17 protein-coding genes and 3 pseudogenes are annotated in these 16,645 nt (G+C 64.2%); 5 read left to right on the forward strand and 15 right to left on the reverse strand.

Annotated features, from left to right (window positions below; translation table 11 throughout):
- Positions 1–523: 523 nt before the first annotated feature.
- Positions 524–682 (forward strand): hypothetical protein, encoded by a 159-nt coding sequence (locus tag J7654_RS02855; protein ID WP_209738044.1) that lies wholly within the window; start codon positions 524–526, stop codon positions 680–682.
- Between the two features lie 45 nt (positions 683–727).
- Positions 728–913 carry a class IIb bacteriocin, lactobin A/cerein 7B family gene (locus J7654_RS02860; protein WP_209738047.1) on the forward strand — a complete coding sequence of 62 codons (186 nt, stop codon included), beginning with the start codon at positions 728–730 and terminating at the stop codon, positions 911–913.
- 552 nt (positions 914–1,465) lie between these two features.
- Here J7654_RS02860 and J7654_RS02865 read toward each other — a convergent pair.
- The 5 genes and pseudogenes from J7654_RS02865 to J7654_RS02885 form a co-directional block, all read right to left on the reverse strand.
- Positions 1,466–2,656: pseudogene (locus J7654_RS02865) on the reverse strand (IS256 family transposase).
- A gap of 188 nt (positions 2,657–2,844) precedes the next feature.
- Complete coding sequence (locus J7654_RS02870) at positions 2,845–3,681, reverse strand: metal ABC transporter permease (RefSeq protein ID WP_209738049.1); 837 nt, start codon at positions 3,679–3,681, stop codon at positions 2,845–2,847.
- Positions 3,678–4,544 (reverse strand): metal ABC transporter permease, encoded by an 867-nt coding sequence (locus tag J7654_RS02875; RefSeq protein ID WP_209738050.1) that lies wholly within the window; start codon positions 4,542–4,544, stop codon positions 3,678–3,680. Before J7654_RS02875 ends, J7654_RS02870 begins: the two co-directional genes overlap by 4 nt.
- Positions 4,541–5,452, reverse strand: coding sequence for a manganese/iron ABC transporter ATP-binding protein (locus J7654_RS02880; RefSeq protein ID WP_209738051.1), 912 nt, complete (start codon positions 5,450–5,452; stop codon positions 4,541–4,543). The genes J7654_RS02875 and J7654_RS02880 overlap by 4 nt, the downstream gene beginning before the upstream one ends.
- Before the next feature lie 100 nt (positions 5,453–5,552).
- Positions 5,553–6,458, reverse strand: coding sequence for a metal ABC transporter substrate-binding protein (locus J7654_RS02885; RefSeq protein WP_209738052.1), 906 nt, complete (start codon positions 6,456–6,458; stop codon positions 5,553–5,555).
- Between the two features lie 144 nt (positions 6,459–6,602).
- Between J7654_RS02885 and J7654_RS02890 the strand changes: the two genes are divergently transcribed.
- On the forward strand, positions 6,603–7,016 hold the full coding sequence (locus J7654_RS02890; RefSeq protein WP_209738053.1) for a Fur family transcriptional regulator: 414 nt from the start codon (positions 6,603–6,605) through the stop codon (positions 7,014–7,016).
- Positions 7,017–7,318: 302 nt separating this feature from the next.
- Here the strand turns inward: J7654_RS02890 and J7654_RS02895 are convergent, their stop codons facing one another.
- Positions 7,319–7,570: a hypothetical protein gene (locus J7654_RS02895; protein ID WP_209738054.1), complete on the reverse strand. Its 252-nt coding sequence runs from the start codon at positions 7,568–7,570 to the stop codon at positions 7,319–7,321.
- 88 nt (positions 7,571–7,658) lie between these two features.
- Positions 7,659–8,897, reverse strand: coding sequence for a TonB-dependent receptor (locus J7654_RS02900; RefSeq protein WP_245195610.1), 1,239 nt, complete (start codon positions 8,895–8,897; stop codon positions 7,659–7,661).
- Between J7654_RS02900 and J7654_RS02905 the strand changes: the two are divergent.
- A pseudogene (locus J7654_RS02905) lies at positions 8,872–9,222 on the forward strand (hypothetical protein). The gene J7654_RS02900 and the pseudogene J7654_RS02905 sit on opposite strands and share 26 nt — an antisense overlap.
- A gap of 8 nt (positions 9,223–9,230) precedes the next feature.
- Positions 9,231–9,719, forward strand: a pseudogene (locus J7654_RS18280) (RES family NAD+ phosphorylase); the annotation flags it as partial.
- On the opposite strand, the gene J7654_RS02915 reads toward J7654_RS18280, so the two are convergent.
- The 8 genes from J7654_RS02915 to J7654_RS02950 all read right to left on the reverse strand — a co-directional run bounded on the left by J7654_RS02915 (position 9,707) and on the right by J7654_RS02950 (position 16,635).
- Positions 9,707–9,964 carry an asparaginase domain-containing protein gene (locus J7654_RS02915; protein ID WP_209740717.1) on the reverse strand — a complete coding sequence of 86 codons (258 nt, stop codon included), beginning with the start codon at positions 9,962–9,964 and terminating at the stop codon, positions 9,707–9,709. The pseudogene J7654_RS18280 and the gene J7654_RS02915 sit on opposite strands and share 13 nt — an antisense overlap.
- 1 nt (position 9,965) lies before the next feature.
- Positions 9,966–11,162, reverse strand: coding sequence for an ABC transporter substrate-binding protein (locus J7654_RS02920; protein ID WP_209738055.1), 1,197 nt, complete (start codon positions 11,160–11,162; stop codon positions 9,966–9,968).
- On the reverse strand, positions 11,159–12,160 hold the full coding sequence (locus tag J7654_RS02925; protein ID WP_209738057.1) for a CobW family GTP-binding protein: 1,002 nt from the start codon (positions 12,158–12,160) through the stop codon (positions 11,159–11,161). Before J7654_RS02925 ends, J7654_RS02920 begins: the two co-directional genes overlap by 4 nt.
- Positions 12,157–12,483, reverse strand: a complete 327-nt coding sequence (locus J7654_RS02930; RefSeq protein ID WP_209738058.1) for a hypothetical protein — start codon at positions 12,481–12,483, stop codon at positions 12,157–12,159. Before J7654_RS02930 ends, J7654_RS02925 begins: the two co-directional genes overlap by 4 nt.
- A 50-nt stretch (positions 12,484–12,533) precedes the next feature.
- Positions 12,534–13,415 carry a polysaccharide deacetylase family protein gene (locus J7654_RS02935; protein WP_209738059.1) on the reverse strand — a complete coding sequence of 294 codons (882 nt, stop codon included), beginning with the start codon at positions 13,413–13,415 and terminating at the stop codon, positions 12,534–12,536.
- Positions 13,416–13,461: 46 nt separating this feature from the next.
- A complete protein-coding gene (locus tag J7654_RS02940) occupies positions 13,462–14,547 on the reverse strand; it encodes an ABC transporter ATP-binding protein (RefSeq protein WP_209738060.1) in 1,086 nt (361 codons plus the stop codon).
- Positions 14,548–14,611: 64 nt separating this feature from the next.
- Positions 14,612–15,841 carry an ABC transporter substrate-binding protein gene (locus J7654_RS02945; RefSeq protein WP_209738061.1) on the reverse strand — a complete coding sequence of 410 codons (1,230 nt, stop codon included), beginning with the start codon at positions 15,839–15,841 and terminating at the stop codon, positions 14,612–14,614.
- Between the two features lie 26 nt (positions 15,842–15,867).
- Entirely contained in the window at positions 15,868–16,635 is a 768-nt protein-coding gene (locus J7654_RS02950; protein ID WP_209738062.1) for an SDR family NAD(P)-dependent oxidoreductase, read from the reverse strand.
- Between the last annotated feature and the right edge of the window lie 10 nt (positions 16,636–16,645).

Raw genomic sequence — 16,645 nt, forward strand, 5'->3', positions numbered from 1 at the left:
ATAAACATCAGGGGTTAGTGCATTTGGGCTAGTTGACCCCGTCGGTCTATGAACAATAATCCGCCTTCGTGTTGATGAAATAACAGACGATGGATTATCTAAGTCACAATCCGGATGGATGTGTGTTTTATCATCTATGTAAAATAAAATATATTTATGAAACTATAGGAGTAATACATGAAATGCCAGGGTGAATGTCTGGAGATTACTCGGGAGCTCGCTTCGAATGAGATCGATCAAGTTGCGGGCGGCGTTCACTTGGGCGGTGTGCTGGACAGGGTTGCACAATATCTCTGGAGCCTGAGCCTGAGATAAGGACTTAATTCGCCTGGCGACGACGCCGTACACCAAATCGCTGGGAGGCGGATCAGGCGTATACGAAATCCCTTCGTCAATCGGCGTTTCGAAGGGGAAGCGGAGTGCTGGCCGGCATCCTATTATTTCCGATGCTCGGGCATTTCGCGATTAGTGGTGCCGCGCCAATTTGATGACGCGGTCGATCGGACTCTTAATGGAGGTCAAAATGCGTGAACTGACAAATCAAGAGTTGGAAACGGTGAACGGCGCGGCCGCCCCGCTTCTGTTCGTTGCGGCGGTGGCTCTGTCGAGGGTAAGCGCGGGTAGGGTCGCGACCTATGTTGGTGCCCAACTCGGCGCCGCCGGCTATTTCATGACACAGTGAATCAGTTCGGCGTTTGAAATCACATATAACTAAAGGAATGCTAAGATGTCTTTTTCTCCAACGCATGAACACTTCGCCAATCATCTGACAGACGAGGAGATCGACCTCGTTTCCGGCGGAATCGCACCGCTTGCCCTCGCCGTAGCCTTCGGCAAGGGTTTCGCGGGTGGCGTAGGTGCCGCCGCGGCTGTCCACACCGCAGGACGCTTCGTTCGCCTGTTGGCCAGCTAAGCCCACCTTGAGATATCGCCGTGTCGGGCGGGCTCGTCCTTACTGCTCGATACAGTCCGTCGAACGCTCCCAGTGGAGCGTTCGACGAGGATAAAGAAAGGTGTGTTGCCCCGCTCCTCGATGACCAAATGGTTAATCGGGCTGGATCGGGAAACCCACTCGAACAACGACGGCCGGCTCCGCGCTATTGCCGCCATCTGCAAATTGGAATGAGATGTGAGAGATCAATATGCCTCCGCATCCGACGCGAGAATTATGGTTTTGACGCCGGATGAGATCGCCTCCATCGGAGGTGGCATCAGGGCGTCCGGGCTTTCCGTGCGGATCACGGTTGCGGCGATACGCTATCTCATTGGCAAGCTTTAAGGGATAGTCATCAGGCGAGACTGTCACACCGTCGATATCGTGTGATGGATGCCGCCTGTTTGCCGAGCTTGATTTCCGTTCTTTTGACGGGGTCTTCGGTTGGACGTATGCCAAGCCTCTCGGTGTGGCTTTCCCGCGAGATCCCGTGGGACTGTCAGGAATTCTGTGCGGGAGGCCGTTTCTTCGTCAGGGGACGAAGCGTTCTCCAAAGACGACAGCGAACTGCGTCTTGGCCTCGATCCACTCGCGGGAGGGGGGCGTTTCCATTCCTCGGCGGCGTGGTTGAGGACGAGGTATAGCAGCTTCATGGCCGCATCGTCATTGGGGAAGTGGCCCCGCGTTCGAACAGCGCGGCGCAGCTTGGAGTTCAGCGCCTCGATGGCGTTCGTGGTGTAGATGATCCGGCGCACGCCCTCGGGGTAGGCGAAGAAGGGCACGACCTGGGCCCAGTTCCGCCGCCAGCTCAGCGCGATCGCCGGGTAGCGCCGGCCCCATTCGCCGGCCTCGAAGGCTTCCAGGGCTTTCATCCCGGCCTCCGCGTCCCGAGCCCGGTAGATCGCCCGCAGCGCCGGCACCACGGCCTTGCGGTCCTTCCAGGAGACGAACTCGAGCGAATGGCGGATCAGATGGACGATGCAGGTCTGCACGACGGTCTCGGGGAACGCGGCGTTGATCGCCTCCGGGAAGCCCTTCAGCCCGTCGACCACCGCGATCAGGACATCGGCAACGCCGCGGCTCTTCAGCTCGTTCATGACGCGCAGCCAGAACTTGGCGCCTTCCGTCTGCTCGATCCAGATCCCCAGAATCTCCTTGGTCCCGTCCGGAAGGATGCCGAGCGCGACGTAGACCGCCTTATTGCGCACGAACCCCTCGTCGCGAATCTTCACGCGGATCGCGTCGAAGAACACCAGGGGGCAGCAGGCATCGAGCGGGCGGTTCTGCAACTCGGTGACCTCATCGAGCACCGCGTCGGTCACTGTCGAGATCAGCTCGGGCGAGACGTCGATCCCGTAAAGATCCGCCCGATGGCCGCGGATCTCGCGCACCGTCATGCCACGGGCGTACATCGAGACGATCTTGGCGTCGAAGTCCGGGAAACGGAGCTGATACCGGGCGATGAGCTGCGGATCGAAGGTGCCGGCCCGATCGCGGGGGGTCGCCAGATCGATCTTCGAGGTGCCCGTCAGCATCGTCTTCTTCGACGAGCCGTTGCGCCGGTTCGGCATGCTCCCCTTCGACATGCGCGTCGAGCTCGGCGTTCAGAATGCGCTCCGACAGCGCCTTCTTCAGATCGTCCGGAAGCCCGTCACGGGCGAAAACCTCCTGCGGGTCGCGTCCCGCAAGAAACTGGTCCAGAAGCTCTTTGTCGATGCCCATGCGATGGTCCTTTCCTTTCCATCATCATGGCCTCCCGCACAGAATTCCTGACAGTCCCGGCGACGGACTTCGAAGTTCAAGGCAGGGACGTTCAGACCCGGGGCTCAAGCGAACGCAGCTCTCTGAACCGATGTGAACCCAGCCTTCCGAACCAGCATACCGGCCCGTGATCCTCATGCACAGAACAATCAAGCCATGGCCGCGGAGGCCTTGCGGTTTAACCTTGTCTTGTATGCAAAAGCCACGATGAACACGGCCGTCAGGATCAGGATGACGGTGGGCGCCGGGGCGCTGTCGAGGAAGAAGCTCGCATAGACGCCGGCAAACATCGAGGCGAGGCAGACCACGACCGAGATTGCAAGCATCTTGCCGAAGCTGCGCGTCACGAGAAACGCTATGGCACCCGGCGCGATGAGGAGTCCTACGGCCAGGATCAGACCCGTCGCGGACATGGTGGCGACGATGGCCAGCGACAGGATCGTCAGCAATCCATAGTGCAGAAGCCCCACCGGCAGCCCCGAGGCACGCGCCTGTGCCGCATCGAAGGCATGCAGCATCAGGTCCTTCCATTTCAGCAGAAGCGCAACGGTGACGAACAGGGCAATCAGCCCAGCGGTCCACAGATCCTCAGCCTGGACCCCCAGCATGTTGCCGAACAGGATATGGTCCAGATGCGCGTCCGAAGTGATCGAGGTGTAGAGCACGATCCCCAGGCCGAACATGCCGGAGAAGACGACGCCCATGACGGTGTCGTGCTTCACACGGCTATTCTCGGCCAGGTATCCGGTGGCGACGGCGGTAAACATGCCAGCGGCGAACGCGCCGAGGATCAGCGGGAAGCCGAAGATGTAGGCCAGCACGATCCCCGGCAGCACGGCGTGCGTGACCGCATCGCCCATCAGGGCCCATCCCTTGAGCACAAGGAAGCACGACAGCAGCGCCGTCGGCACGGCGACGATGGCCGCGATCAGAAACGCGTTCCGCATGAAGCCGAATTGGAACGGCAGAAGCAGCATGTCGATCATTGGACCATTCCTTCTTCGCGCAAGGCAGCGCGCGCCTTGGCGCGGGCGGCCAGAAGTCCATGTTTCGGCGCCCAGACGAAAGCCGCGAGGAAGATCAAGGTTTGCAGGCAGACGATGATGCCTCCGGTCGCGCCGTCGAGGAAATAGCTGGCATAGCCGCCCGTGAAGCTCGTCACCGTGCCGATGGCGACCGAGAGCGCAATCAGCCGCGGGAAGCGATCGCAGAGGAGATAGGCCGTCGCCCCCGGCGTCACCACCATGGCGATCACAAGGAATGCACCAACCGTCTGCATCGCAGCCACGACGCAGGCTGAAAGCAGAATGAAGAACACCGCTTTCAACGCCCCCGGATGCAAACCGATCGAACGCGCGTGGCTTTCGTCGAAGAAGACCACCATCAGGTCTTTCCACTTCAGGAGCAGCACACCGAGCGAGACGAAGCCGATGATCGCCAGTTGCAGAGTGTCCTCCGGCGTGATGGCCAGGATGTTGCCCATGGTGATGGTCTGGACCGAAACCGACATCGGACTGACCGAGACCATGAAGAGGCCCAGTCCGAAGAAGGAAGTGAAGATCAGGCCGATCACCACGTCGACCTTGAGGCCCGAGCGATCCGAAAGGAAGAGCATGGCCGCCACCGCCAGCCCGCCGGAAAAGAACGCGCCGAGCGCGAAAGGCAGGCCCAGCACATAGGCGCCGGCCACCCCCGGCACGACGGAGTGGGCCAGCGCGTCGCCGATGAGCGACCAGCCCTTCAGCATCAGATAGGCGGACAGGAAGGCGCAGACCCCGCCGACGAGGGCCGACACCCACATCGCATTGGTCATGTAGCCATAGGAGAACGGTTCCAGAAGCAGGCTCATTCGGCCCGCTCCCCGGCCCGGTCGGCCGTGCGGGTGCGATTGCCGTATTGCACCAGCGGTCGCTCGTCATCGGTCAGGATCGTGACATGGCGCGGGTCGTCATCGTCATGCAGCACGTCGCCGCCAAGGGTAAAGTGGCGCAGCACGCCGCCGAAGGCCGCCTCCAGATTGTCGCGGGTGAAGGTGGTCTCGGTCGGGCCGTAGGCCAGCACCGTGCCCTTGACCAGCACCACCCGGTCGCAGAATTCGGGCACCGAACCAAGATTGTGAGTCGAGACCAGCATCACCCGCCCCTCGGCACGCAACTCGCCCAGAAGGGCGACGATCTGCTCCTCGGTCTTCACATCGACGCCGGTAAAAGGTTCGTCGAGCAGGATCACCCGGCCGTCCTGCGCCAAAGCGCGCGCAAGAAAGACGCGCTTCTTCTGCCCGCCCGACAACTCGCCGATCTGGCGCTGACGGAAATCGAGCATGTTCACCCGCGCCAGCGCCTGATCCACAGCGTCTCGGTCCGCCTTCGAAGGTCGGCGCAGAAAGCCCATATGACCGTAGCGCCCCATCATCACCACATCCTCGACCAGCACCGGGAAGGACCAGTCCACCTCCTCTGATTGCGGTACATAGGCGACGAGGTTCTTCTTCAACGCCTCTTTCACCGGCAGACCGAGCAGGCGGATCTCTCCAGCGGCGGCAGGCACAAAGCCCATGATCGCCTTGAAGAGCGTCGATTTCCCGGCGCCGTTGACACCGACCAGTGCGGTTACGGTCCCCCGGGGGATTTCAAAGCTGGCGTGGCGCAGCGCGGTATGGCCGTTGCGGTAGGTCACGGTCACGTCGCGGGCGATGATGCCGCCGGGCCCCGTGCCTCCGCTCACGGGGCCCGATCGGATCGAACTGTCATGGTTCATCGGATGTCTTTCTGCCGGAAGGGGCGGCCGCCCTGAAAGAAAGATGGAGACTGTCGCGCGGTTCTCGCGCGACAGGCGTTGTCGAACGGGCCGGAAAGCCTCAGTTGGTGGCGCCGGTCAGACCCCGGACCACGGTTTCAGAGGTAACGCGCAGAAGGTCGAGATAGGTCGGCACCGGACCGTCAGCCTCGGACAGGCTGTCCACGTAAAGCTCGCCTCCATACGCCGCACCCGTTTCGCGCGCGACCTGCCGGGCGGGCGCCGTGTTGACCGTGCTTTCACAGAAGACCACGGGGATGTCGTTCTCCCGGACACCATCGATCACCCCGCGCACCTGCTGCGGCGAGCCCATCTGGTCGGAGTTCATCGGCCAGAGATAAAGCTCGTTCAGCCCGAAATCGCGCGCGAGATAGCTGAACGCGCCCTCGCAGGTGACCAGCCAGCGGCGTTCCTCTGGGACCGCGGCAATCGCATCGCGCAACGGCTCAAGCGTGTCCCGCAGTTCTTCCGCGTAGCCTGCGGCGTTGGCGGCATAGATTTCGGCGTTGGCCGGATCGTGCTCGGCGAAGGCTGCCGCGATGTTGGAAACATAGATCAACGCATTGTCCAGACCCATCCAGGCATGGGGGTTCGGCTTGCCGTCATATTCGCCGCCCGAGATCGAGATGGGGTCGATCCCGTCCGTCAGCGTGACCGAGGGAACGTCTCCTAGATTGCGCAGGAACTGTTCGAACCACAGTTCGAGGTTCATGCCGTTCCACAGGATCAGGTCTGCATCCTGAGCGCGGACGATGTCGCGCGGGGTGGGTTCGTAACCGTGAATCTCCGCGCCGGGAACGGTGATCGAGACCACCTCGGCGGCCTCGCCCGCAACACGCTGCGCCATGTCGGCCAGAACGGTAAAGGTCGTCACGACTTTCATCCGCTCGTCATCCGCCATCGCGGCACTGGTGAACAGCGCCGTTGCCGTTGCCGCGCCGAGCAGGCGCGCGATCGTTGAAGGCATCCCAAAGTCCTTTCCTGAGTGCTGATCCGACCGCATGTAAATGCAACTCATTTGCATGTGTCAAGGCAAATGAGACGCATTCTCATTTTCTTGCTTCGCAGGCGTATCCGTGCGAGGAAGAGACGGCTAGGACAGGGAGGTGGCATGCGCGCGCAAACAACGGATTTTGCGCAGGCGCTGCGGAAAGCAGGGCTGCGGGTCACTCAGCAACGCGTCGTCCTTCTTTCGAAGCTGATGGAAGCAGTTGATCACCCGACGGCCGAGGATCTGTTCGCCCGCATTTGTGCCGTTGACGATTCGATCTCGCTAGCGACCGTCTATCGCACCCTGTCGGCGTTGGAGGAGGCCGGGTTGATCCGCAAGCTCAGCTTCGAAAGCGAGCCCGCCCGCTTCGAGATCACCCCAACCGCCGAGCACGACCATCTGGTCGATGTTGATACCGGCGAGGTGATCGAGATCGCCAGCGAAGAGATCAACCGCCTGCGGTCAGAACTGGTCACGCGGCTCGGGTATGAGATCGTCAGCCATCACGCGCTGATCCGTGCGCGGAAGATATAAACCTCCTGACATGGTCCGAGGTGAACCGCTCTGTGTGGATGCCCGCTGGAATGCGGGCGCGGTCTTGATAGGTGCTTGATAAGCGATGATGTGCAGTCTTGGCTGCCGCAATATATTTCGGCAACGATCGCCTCGAAGGTTCTTCAAAAGAAACCACGGATTTGATCCTCGAACCGGGCTCGGCACTGTTTCAGGAGATGGGGGCGTTCTTGTTCGCTCGCGTGCGCGGTCCTTTCCACGCCAGCCCACGAGGGTTGAAAAGGCGCCAGAGCGTGCCAATTCCGACCTTCAACTCACGCTCCTCAGCCAGATGGACGCTGCATCTTGTAGGCGGAGATGTCGTCTTTACCGTCGATCAAGCCTCCCAGAAACGCAGCCTCCGCCTTGATGCGGCCCGAACGACGATCTGCGCCCATTGGCAGTGGATTGCCGAGACCTGCTCGGTCCTGCGAGCGCCAGCGCACTGCCGTCGCAATCGAAATCCTGAACTGTTCGACCACCAGGTAGGTCGGGGCGCCTGCCGCATCGCCTTCAAAACCCGATGCGCAGATCAATCGATAAAGGCCATGCCATTGCTGCCTCCCTTCCGGTCAGCAGCTTGCATAAAGACAGAACGCCAGACTTTACCGACTGGAAAATGCTCTAGAATTCGAACGAGGCGGCGACGGTGAATGTCCGGGGCGCGCCGGCCGCGAGGAAGCCGCGGGCGGACGAAGCCCAGTAGCTTTCGTCGAACACGTTCTCGATATTGGCCTTCAGCTCCACCGGCTTGTCGTGCGGCCCGGTGAACTCATAGCGCAGGCCGACGTCGAAGCGCGTCCAGTCGTCCACCTTCTGGGTGTTTGCCTGATCGTACCAGGTGCTGCCCGTGTGGATCATCCGGCCGGTCATGGTCAGCCCGGAGACGAGCCACGGCATGTCGTACTCGCCGTAGAGGTTGATCGCGGTCCTCGCGACGCCCGGCACATCGTTGCCGTCGAACGCGCCACCGGCGGTCTTGTCCAGCTCCGCGTCGAGGAAGGTGATGCCGCCGAGCAGGCGCACACCATCGAACAGCTCGCCGAAGGCGGTCAGTTCGATGCCGCGGTTGACCTGCCGTCCGCCCACGGAGAAAAGGTTCGTGGCGGGGTCGGTGAAGCCGCTGGCCTGGGTGATCTCGAACAGCGACGCGGTCAGGGCGAAGGAGCCGAAGTCGTATTTGACGCCGACTTCCTTCTGCTCGTTCACCACGGGCGCGAACACTTCGCTGGCGTTGCTCGCCGTCGCCGGCGCCGTCGGCCCTTCGGTAAGGGCTTCGACGTAATTGCCGTAGACGGAGAAATTGTCGGTGAGGCGAACCACGGCGGCGACCGCGGGGCTGAACCGGGCGTCGTCGTATTCATAGGTGAGATCGCCGAGGGTCGGGCCCACGACCGTTGAGAAGGCCCTCGACCGGATGTCCTGGTAGCGCCCGCCCACCGTCAATTGGAAGCGGTCCTGCGCGAACGAGAGCGTATCGGTGATCGCGACGCTGGTGAGCAGGAGGTCCGCGAACAGCGGCCGGCCGCTGGCAAGCGGGAAGCCGCTGGTGTCCACCGCGCTGTCGGCCAGGAAGACCGGATTGTAGATGTTGGTCGGGAAGCTGGGGAGAACGATCCGCGAGAAGCCGCCGCGATAGTTCTCGTTGAGCGCGCGGGCCGCCGAGATATTGAGCTGGTGGCCGACGACGCCCGTCTCGAATTCCGAGCGCAGGCCGACCTCCCCGGTCAGGCCCTCGATCTGCTGGGGCTGGATGGCGAGGGTCGCCGTGGCGTCGCCGTTCGAGTTGGTGATCCTGTAGGAGAATGATTGGCATTCGGGAATGGAGATGCAAACCGTGCGGCTTGCCCGATATGCCGACAACGGACTGTTTTCCCCGCGCAAGATCGCAGACGCGTTGCGCACGACGAGCGAGGAAATCACCCGCACAGCCGGGCTCGGCAAGGATACGATCCAGCGTAAGGACCGCATCCGTTCGAACAAGACGCAACGCCGGCTGCGCGAGATCACGGAAATCATCAACAAGGTCGAGCCCCGTTTCGGCTCGGCCTTGATGGCCTACGCCTGATACCGCTCCGAGCCGCTGTCGGGCTTTTCCGGGCAGACGGCGATGCAACTCGTCCGCGACGGTCGTGCCGACGACGTGCTCGACTATATCGACGCTGTCGACGCCGGCGTTCACATCTAGCCCGGACGATGCGCGTCCAGGGGGAACTCTACCGGGCGCTCAACCCCGTCTATGCGCACGAACCGATGTCCGGCCGTGGCGCGGCGCTCTACGGTGGCCGCTTCAACGAGAAGGGAACACCGGCGCTCTATACGTCGCTGTCGGTCATGACGGCGTTGCGCGAAGCCAACCAGATCGGCAGCCTTCAGCCAACGACGCTCATCTCCTATGACGCGGACATCGAGCGCGTTTTCGACGGCAGGGACGATACTGCCCTGCGGAAGGAGGGGATGGATGCGGCGGCGCTCGCCGATCCGGCCTGGCGCGATCAAATGAAAGCGACCGGGGAAGCGAAGACGCAAGGCTTTGCGCGAAGGCTCGCCGAAGCTGGCTATCATGGCTTGCTCGTCGGGAGCTTCGCTCCCGGCGCGTCCAATGACGACCTCAATCTTGTCCTCTGGAAATGGAGCGACGCAGCGCCCTGCCGGCTCACCTTGATCGATGATCAGCATCGCTTGCCGTGGGTAACGACGTCGCCGTCATGCGTGCCAGCCGAGAGGATCGTATTCACACGAAGGGCAAGGCGGAAGGTCAGCGGCAGATCGAAGGCGAAGTCTTTCACCTTGATGTCGACGCCCTCCAGCGGGGAGCGGAGCGATGCGCGCAGGGCCTCTCCCGCGATGTTGGCGACCACGCGATCCGAGCCCGCCGCGCGGCTCGAGGCGATGGTGCCGCCGGTGGTGAGGAGTGCGATGCGCGCCATGTCAGGAAGCCCTTCTCGTAGATGCTGCCTTCTCACCCGTCAGTTCACTCCAGCGGCGAACGAGGTAGTTGTGTTCGTCCATCGTCGTGTTCCAGAGAGCGATGTGCGAGGCGCGGCTCCAGTAAGAGCCACCTGAGCGCACCTCTCCGGCCTGGATGGCGGGCCGTCCGTCCGGCCCGCACAATACCCCGCGCGCGGGGCGCCCATCATACCAGTAATCCCATTCGGCAGGGGAGAGATGCTCGCGCACGCGCCCCGGTACAGACATGTAGTAGCCCTGCCGCGCCGCCACCGCCCCCGCCCAGCCGGAGAGGAACCAGTTGAGATAGGCATAAGCGCGATCCAGCCTATTCCCTTCGAGATGGCCGGCGAGGCACAGGCCTCCGTGCCACGCGCGGTAGCCCTCGACCGGCACCGCCTGGCACACCTTCAGCCCGCTCGCCTTCAAGGCGATAATGCTCGGCGACCAGATCGAGCCGATCCACGTCCGGCCCGCGGCCATCTGGGCGGTGGCCTGCTCCGTCGTGCGCCAAAGGCCGGCGAGGTGGCCCGAGCGCTTCAGCTCCAGCGCGTCGTCGATCAGGGCGTCGATCTCGCCGACACTCATGTTGCCGAGGTTCTGGAAACTCCTCCGCCCGGCAGCACGCAACGCCAGCGCGATGTCGAAGAAGCCGATGGCTGGCTCGTCCACGATGGCGAGGTGCCCGTGCCAGCGCGGCTGAAGAAGCTCTGCCCAGGAACGCACCTCGCGGTCGGCATCAACGCCCGATTCGGTCTCGTTGATGCCGAAGGAATCGAAATTGTGAACCGTCGGCAGCATGGAGATGCGCAGCGTCTCCACTGGGGAGAGGGAACGGTCCTCCTGCACGTAGAGCCGGGTCGCCGGCGCGTCGCCGAGCCCCAGCGAGGCAGCCGCGCCGATGCGCCCCTTCTTGGTCAGGTCGCTGACCTCGCTCCACAGTTCGATGCGCTCGACCTCGATCGGCTGGATAGCACCCCAGTGCCACACGATGTCGAGATTGTGGAAACACTGGTCGTAAACGTCGTAGCGATCCGGCTCTGTGGCCGCGATGCGCTGGGCATCGACGAAGTCGTGCTCCTCGAAGACCAACTCGAAGCCGAGGTCGTACTCGGCCCGCGCCAGGAGCTGGCGGTGGGGCGTGATCTCGGTGCACAGGATACGCAGAGCACCGGTCATGCAGCCGCCTGCCGGGAAAGGACGCGCTGCGACAGGGCTTCGAAGGCGCGGAAGGAAGCTTCTATGCGCCCATGGTCCAGGCCGTTGACGATGAAGACGATGCGCGAGAGGCGCCGCCCGTCCGGCCATCGCTCCAGATGCACCGGCGCATGGACGAGGCGCTGGACGCCGTGCACAGCAACGGGGCGTTCCTCGCCCTCGATGCACAGGATGCCCTTGACGCGGAAGATGTGCTCGCCGTGGCGATGGAGCAGCATGGCCAGCCATAGGCCGAAAGCCGTCCAGTCGAGCGGCGTTTCGATCTCCAGCGCGAAAGAGGTGACGGGGGCCTCGGCCCGGAAGGCGCCGTGGTGGGCCAGCGCAGCGGCAGCGGGCACCCGCAGCACACGCTCGGCGTCTTGCGCGAGGAAGTCCTCCGCCACGGCCTCCCGCGCTTCGATGAGCCGGGCGGACGGATTGATCTCGGCCAGGCGGGCATGGAGTGCGGCAGCCCCATCGGGGTCGGCGAGATCGGTCTTGGTCAGCACGAGGAGATCGGCCGCGCCCACCTGCCGCAGCGCCTCCAGACGCGTCGCCATTTGAGCCGGCGCGTTCACCGCGTCCACCGTTGTCACCACGTTGGCGACGCGGTAATGGCTGCGCACCACCGGGTGCGACTGGATGGTGGAGAGCGCCGGGTAGGGATCGGCCATGCCTGTGGTCTCGATCACGACGCGCTCGAAAAAGGGGACCTCGCCGCGCGCTCGCCGGGAATGCAGCGAGAGCATAGCGTCGGCCAGTTCGCCCCGCACCGTGCAGCAGACGCAGCCGGACTTCATCAGCACCACCGTCTCGTCCACGCGCTCCAGAAGTTCGTGGTCGAGGCCGATCTCGCCGAATTCGTTGACGAGCACGGCCGCGCTCGCCATTGCGGGATCGGTGAGAAGACCGCGGAGCAGCGTCGTCTTGCCGGAGCCGAGAAAGCCGGTGAGGAGATGGACCGGCGTCGGCCCGCTCATCGGATCGCCTCGATCTTCTCAATGAACTCCGGGTCGAGCGGGTCGAAGGGCCGGCCCGCCATGGCCTCGGCCTCGGGCCACAGATGCGACAAGGCGTCGAAGATCTGCGTGCGCCCCGTGGGTGAGGCAAGAACGTAGGAGCGGCCCTGCCACTCGGCAAGCGAAAGGCGGCGGGTGGAGAGAAGGGCGTTGGCGAGCGCCAGGCGGCGCGAGGCCTCGCGCCGCCGGCTCACCCGGTCGGTGTTTTGCGTGTAGACCCCCGGCCGCGCCACGGCGCTGGTCCAATGGTCGTCGCATCCCAGGACGCCGCAGAGCGAGCACATGGCGGGAGCCTCCTGAAGTTTGGGCAGAGCCGACGCCCCGCCCGACAGGCTTACGTCTTGCGGGGATAACGCTTGGCGAAGTCGTCCGCCATCTCGTTCATGGTCACGAACCGCACACCCTCGTGGCTCTTCATGTGCTCGTAGAGGCGCTCCAGCATGAGCAGCACCTGCGGGCGGCCGGATACGTCCGGGTGGATGGTGATCGGAAAGACGGCGTAGTCGTTCTCCCGGTAGACCCAGTCGAACTGGTCGCGCCACATCTCCTCCAGATGACGCGGGTTGACGAAGCCGTGGCTGTTCGGCGCCTTCTTGATAAACATCATCGGAGGAAGGTCGTCGAGATACCAGTTCGCGGGGATCTCGATCAGGTCGGTCTCCTCCCCGCGCTCCAGCGGCCGCATCCAGTCGGAGGGCTTGCCCGCATAATCGATCTTCGTCCACTTGTCACCGACGCGCACGTAATAGGGCGTGAAGTCGTTATGCATCAGCGAGTGGTCGTACTTGATCCCCTTCTTCAGGAGCAGTTCGTTGGTCACGTTGGAGAACTCCCACCACGGCGCGACGTAACCGGTAGGGCGCTTGCCGGACAGCTCGGTGATCAGGGCGATGCACTTGTCGAGCACCTCCTCCTCCTGCTCCGGCGTCATAGCGATGGGGTTCTCGTGGCTGTAGCCGTGGATGCCGATCTCATGGCCGGCCTCAGCCACCGCCTTCATCTCCTTCGGGAAGGTTTCGGCCGAATGGCCGGGGATGAACCACGTGGTCTTGATCCCCCACCTGTCGAAGAGCTTCAGGAGGCGCGGTGAGCCGACCTCGCCGGCGAAGAGGCCGCGCGAGATGTCGTCGGGCGAATCCTCGCCGCCATAGGAACCGAGCCAGCCGGCCACGGCGTCCACGTCGATCCCGAATCCGACCAGAATTTCCTTGGCCATGATATGTTTCCTTCCTTTGGGAGTTTCAGGCTGTGCGGGCGGGACTTCAGCCCCGCGCCACGATGGTGACGCGCTCTGGCGGGCACTCGGCCACGGCTGCGTCGCCGGGGGTGAGCGTCATGGCGCGCGCGTCGTCCGTGCTCACCACGACGTCGAGCATCTGGCTCGCATCCAGGCGCAGGGTAAAGCGGCAGAGAGCGCCCACGACGCGCCTGTCCTCCACGCTGCCGTAGAGGCGGTTCGTCCCCGGGGCCGCTTCGCACGCCGCCGAAAGGCGCATGGCCTCGGCGGCGACGGCGACGAGCACGGGCGTGTTTTCCGCAAGGCCCGGCGTGGCGCGCCCGCGCATCTCGCCGAAGCGGGTGCGGGCGAGGCGCAAGCCCTCGGCACCGCCGCCCGCCATGCCCTCGATCAGCGCGTTGGAGCCGATGAAGCGGGCGACGAATTCCGTGCAGGGCGCGCCGTAGATCTCCTGCGGCGTGCCGATCTGCTCGACCCGGCCCCGGTTCATCACAACGACCCGGTCGGAGAGGCCGAGCGCCTCGGACTGGGCGTGGGTGACGAAGACGAAGGTGATGCCGAGATCCTTCTGGAGGAGCTTCAGCTCGTTCTGGATGACGCGGCGCAGATTGGCGTCGAGCGCGCCGAGCGGCTCGTCGAGGAGGAGGATGTGCGGCTCCACCACCAGCCCGCGCGCGAGCGCGATGCGCTGGCGCTGGCCGCCGGAAAGCCGGTCGGCCTTCTTGCCGGCAAGGGCGGTGAGGTCGAGCATCTCCATGATGCGCCCGACCTTGGCCTTCTTCTCCGCGCTGGACAGGCCTTTCACGTCCAGGCCGAAGCCGATGTTGTCCGCAACGCTCATATGCGGGAAGAGCGCGTAGTTCTGGAAGATCATCGAGGTCGGGCGCCGCTCCGGGGGCACGTCGGAGACGTTGCGGCCCTTGATGATGATGTCGCCGCGCGAAATCGTCTCGAAGCCGGCGATCATGCGCAGCGTGGTGGACTTGCCGCAACCCGAGGGACCGAGGAAGGCGACGAACTCGCCCCGCCCCACACGCAGGTCGAAGTCGGAGACGGCGAGCGTGCCGTCCGCATAGGTCTTGCCGACGCCGATGAGTTCGAGATCGTACATGGAGCTCCATCCGATGCGCGGGAGGCCGCGGCGGCCGCGCCCGTTCAGCGCGGCCTTTCGAGGGTCAGGCGTTCAGGAACTCGTCCCAGCGCTGGATCAGGTGGTCGTACTCGTCCGGCCACTGGTGCCAGTAGGCGACATTGGCCGAGCGCTCTTCCAGCGAGCCGCCGTCGCGAAGGTCGCCCTCTTCGATGCCGCGCTCGGGCGCACCCACCCAAGGCTTGCCCTCGTACCAGAAGCCGTACTGGTCCGGGTCCATATCTTCGCTGACGCGGGTGGAGGGCGAGTAGTAGCCCTGCTCGGTGACGGCGATGGCGGGCGCGCCGGAAAGCCAGAAATTGGCATAGGCAATCACCGCCTCGCGGTTTGGCGAACCGGCCAGCAGCGAGGGACCGATGGCCCAGCCGCGTGTGCCCTCGCGCGGGGTTGCGTATTTCGCCTGCCGCCCCTGTGCCTTCACCGCCATCACCGCCGGCTGCCAGGCGTCGCACACCACCATCTCGCCGGAGGCCATCAGGTTCACCAGTTCGCCGAAATCGCCCCACAGGGCGCGGAACTGGCCCTCGCGTTTCTTGGAGATGAGGAAGTTCGTCGCCTCGTCGATCTCCTCGGCGGTCGGGTTGCCGGGGTTCTTCGCCTCCAGCTCGCCCAGCGAGTTCAGTGCGAGAATGGCCTGCCCGATGGCAATCAGCGGATCGACGTTGAGCCCGGAGCGCCCGCGCCACTTCTCGTCGAAGATGGCGGTCCAGGTGTTGGCCTCTTCATCGCTGAGGACATCCGGGTTGTAGCCGATGGAGTCGTAGTTGAAGACGGCGGGCACCATCTGGAGCTCGGTCTGCCCCTCGTCGGCCCAGATCTGGCCGACGATCTGGGCGCTGCGATCCCACTTCTCGTCCGGGGTGGTGAAGATGTCGCGGATGCCGTTCCAGTTGGGGAGGTCGGCAACCGGGATTGCTTCCACATTGTTGGTGGCCACCAGCGCAGGAAGGCGCTCGGCGATGATCTCCCAGCAGTCGTAGTCGCCGCCGCCCGAGAGAATGCGCGTCTGCGCATCGGGGAAGGTGGCGGCCGTGCCGGAGACGGCCCGCACGCCGCTCTCCTGCCGGAATATCTCCAGAATGCGGTCCTGGACCGTGGTGGACAGGCCGATGGTGCGAAGCTGCTGGCTCGCCAGCTCCTGCGCGAAGGCGGAGCGGGCGCCGAGCAAGGGGGCGGAGCCGAGCGCGGCGGCGGCCATCGCTCCCGCCCCTCCCTTCAGAAGGGCACGGCGGTGGATCATGGAGGGCTGTCTCATGTCGCGGAACCTCTTTGTCTTGATCTTCAGTAGCGCCCCACGAGGAGGCCTCCATCAACGGCGAGCACCTGTCCGGTGAGGTAGCGTGCGCCCGAAGAAGCGAGAAAATGGATGACGTCGGCAATGTCCCCCGGCTCGCCGAGCCGGCCCATGGGGATGAAGGCGGCGGCCTTCTCGGCGCCCTCCGGCCCCAGCGAGTGCTTCTCAGACAGAAGCTGGGCGGTGCGGATGTAGCCGGGCGCGACGCCGTTCACGCGGATGCCGTCGCGCGCCAGCTCCACGGCAAGGCCCCGCACGAGGCCGACGACACCCGCCTTTGCGGCGGAGTAGTGGACATGCTCGTCCCAGCCGTAGGCGACACCCATGATGGAGGAGAGGCACACGATCGCCCCTTCCCCCCGCCTGCGCATCGACGGAACAGCGGGGCGGATGACGCGCAGCATGCCCTTCAGGTCGATGTCGAAGGTCTCGTCCCATTTCTCGTCGATGAGATGAGCCAGCGGCACCCGGTGCGCGATGCCGGCATTGGCGACGATCACGTCGATGCCGCCGTACCGCGCCTCGATGTCCGCGACGAGAGCCTCGGCCGCCTGCGTGGACCGCACGTCGAGAAAGCGGAACTCGGCAGAGCCGCCGCTCGCAACGATTGCGTCCGCGGCCTCGCGGCCTTCCAGCTCCAAAACGTCGGTGAGGACCACATGGTCGCCGCCACGGACGAAGGCCTCAGCCGTGGCGCGGCCGATGCCGATGCCGGCGCCGGTGACGAGGACGGTTCGGCGGGAGGGAGTGGACATCGGCTTTCCT

Origin of the sequence: Aureimonas populi (assembly GCF_017815515.1) — a bacterium.
In the GTDB taxonomy this organism is placed as follows: Bacteria; Pseudomonadota; Alphaproteobacteria; order Rhizobiales; family Rhizobiaceae; genus Aureimonas; species Aureimonas populi.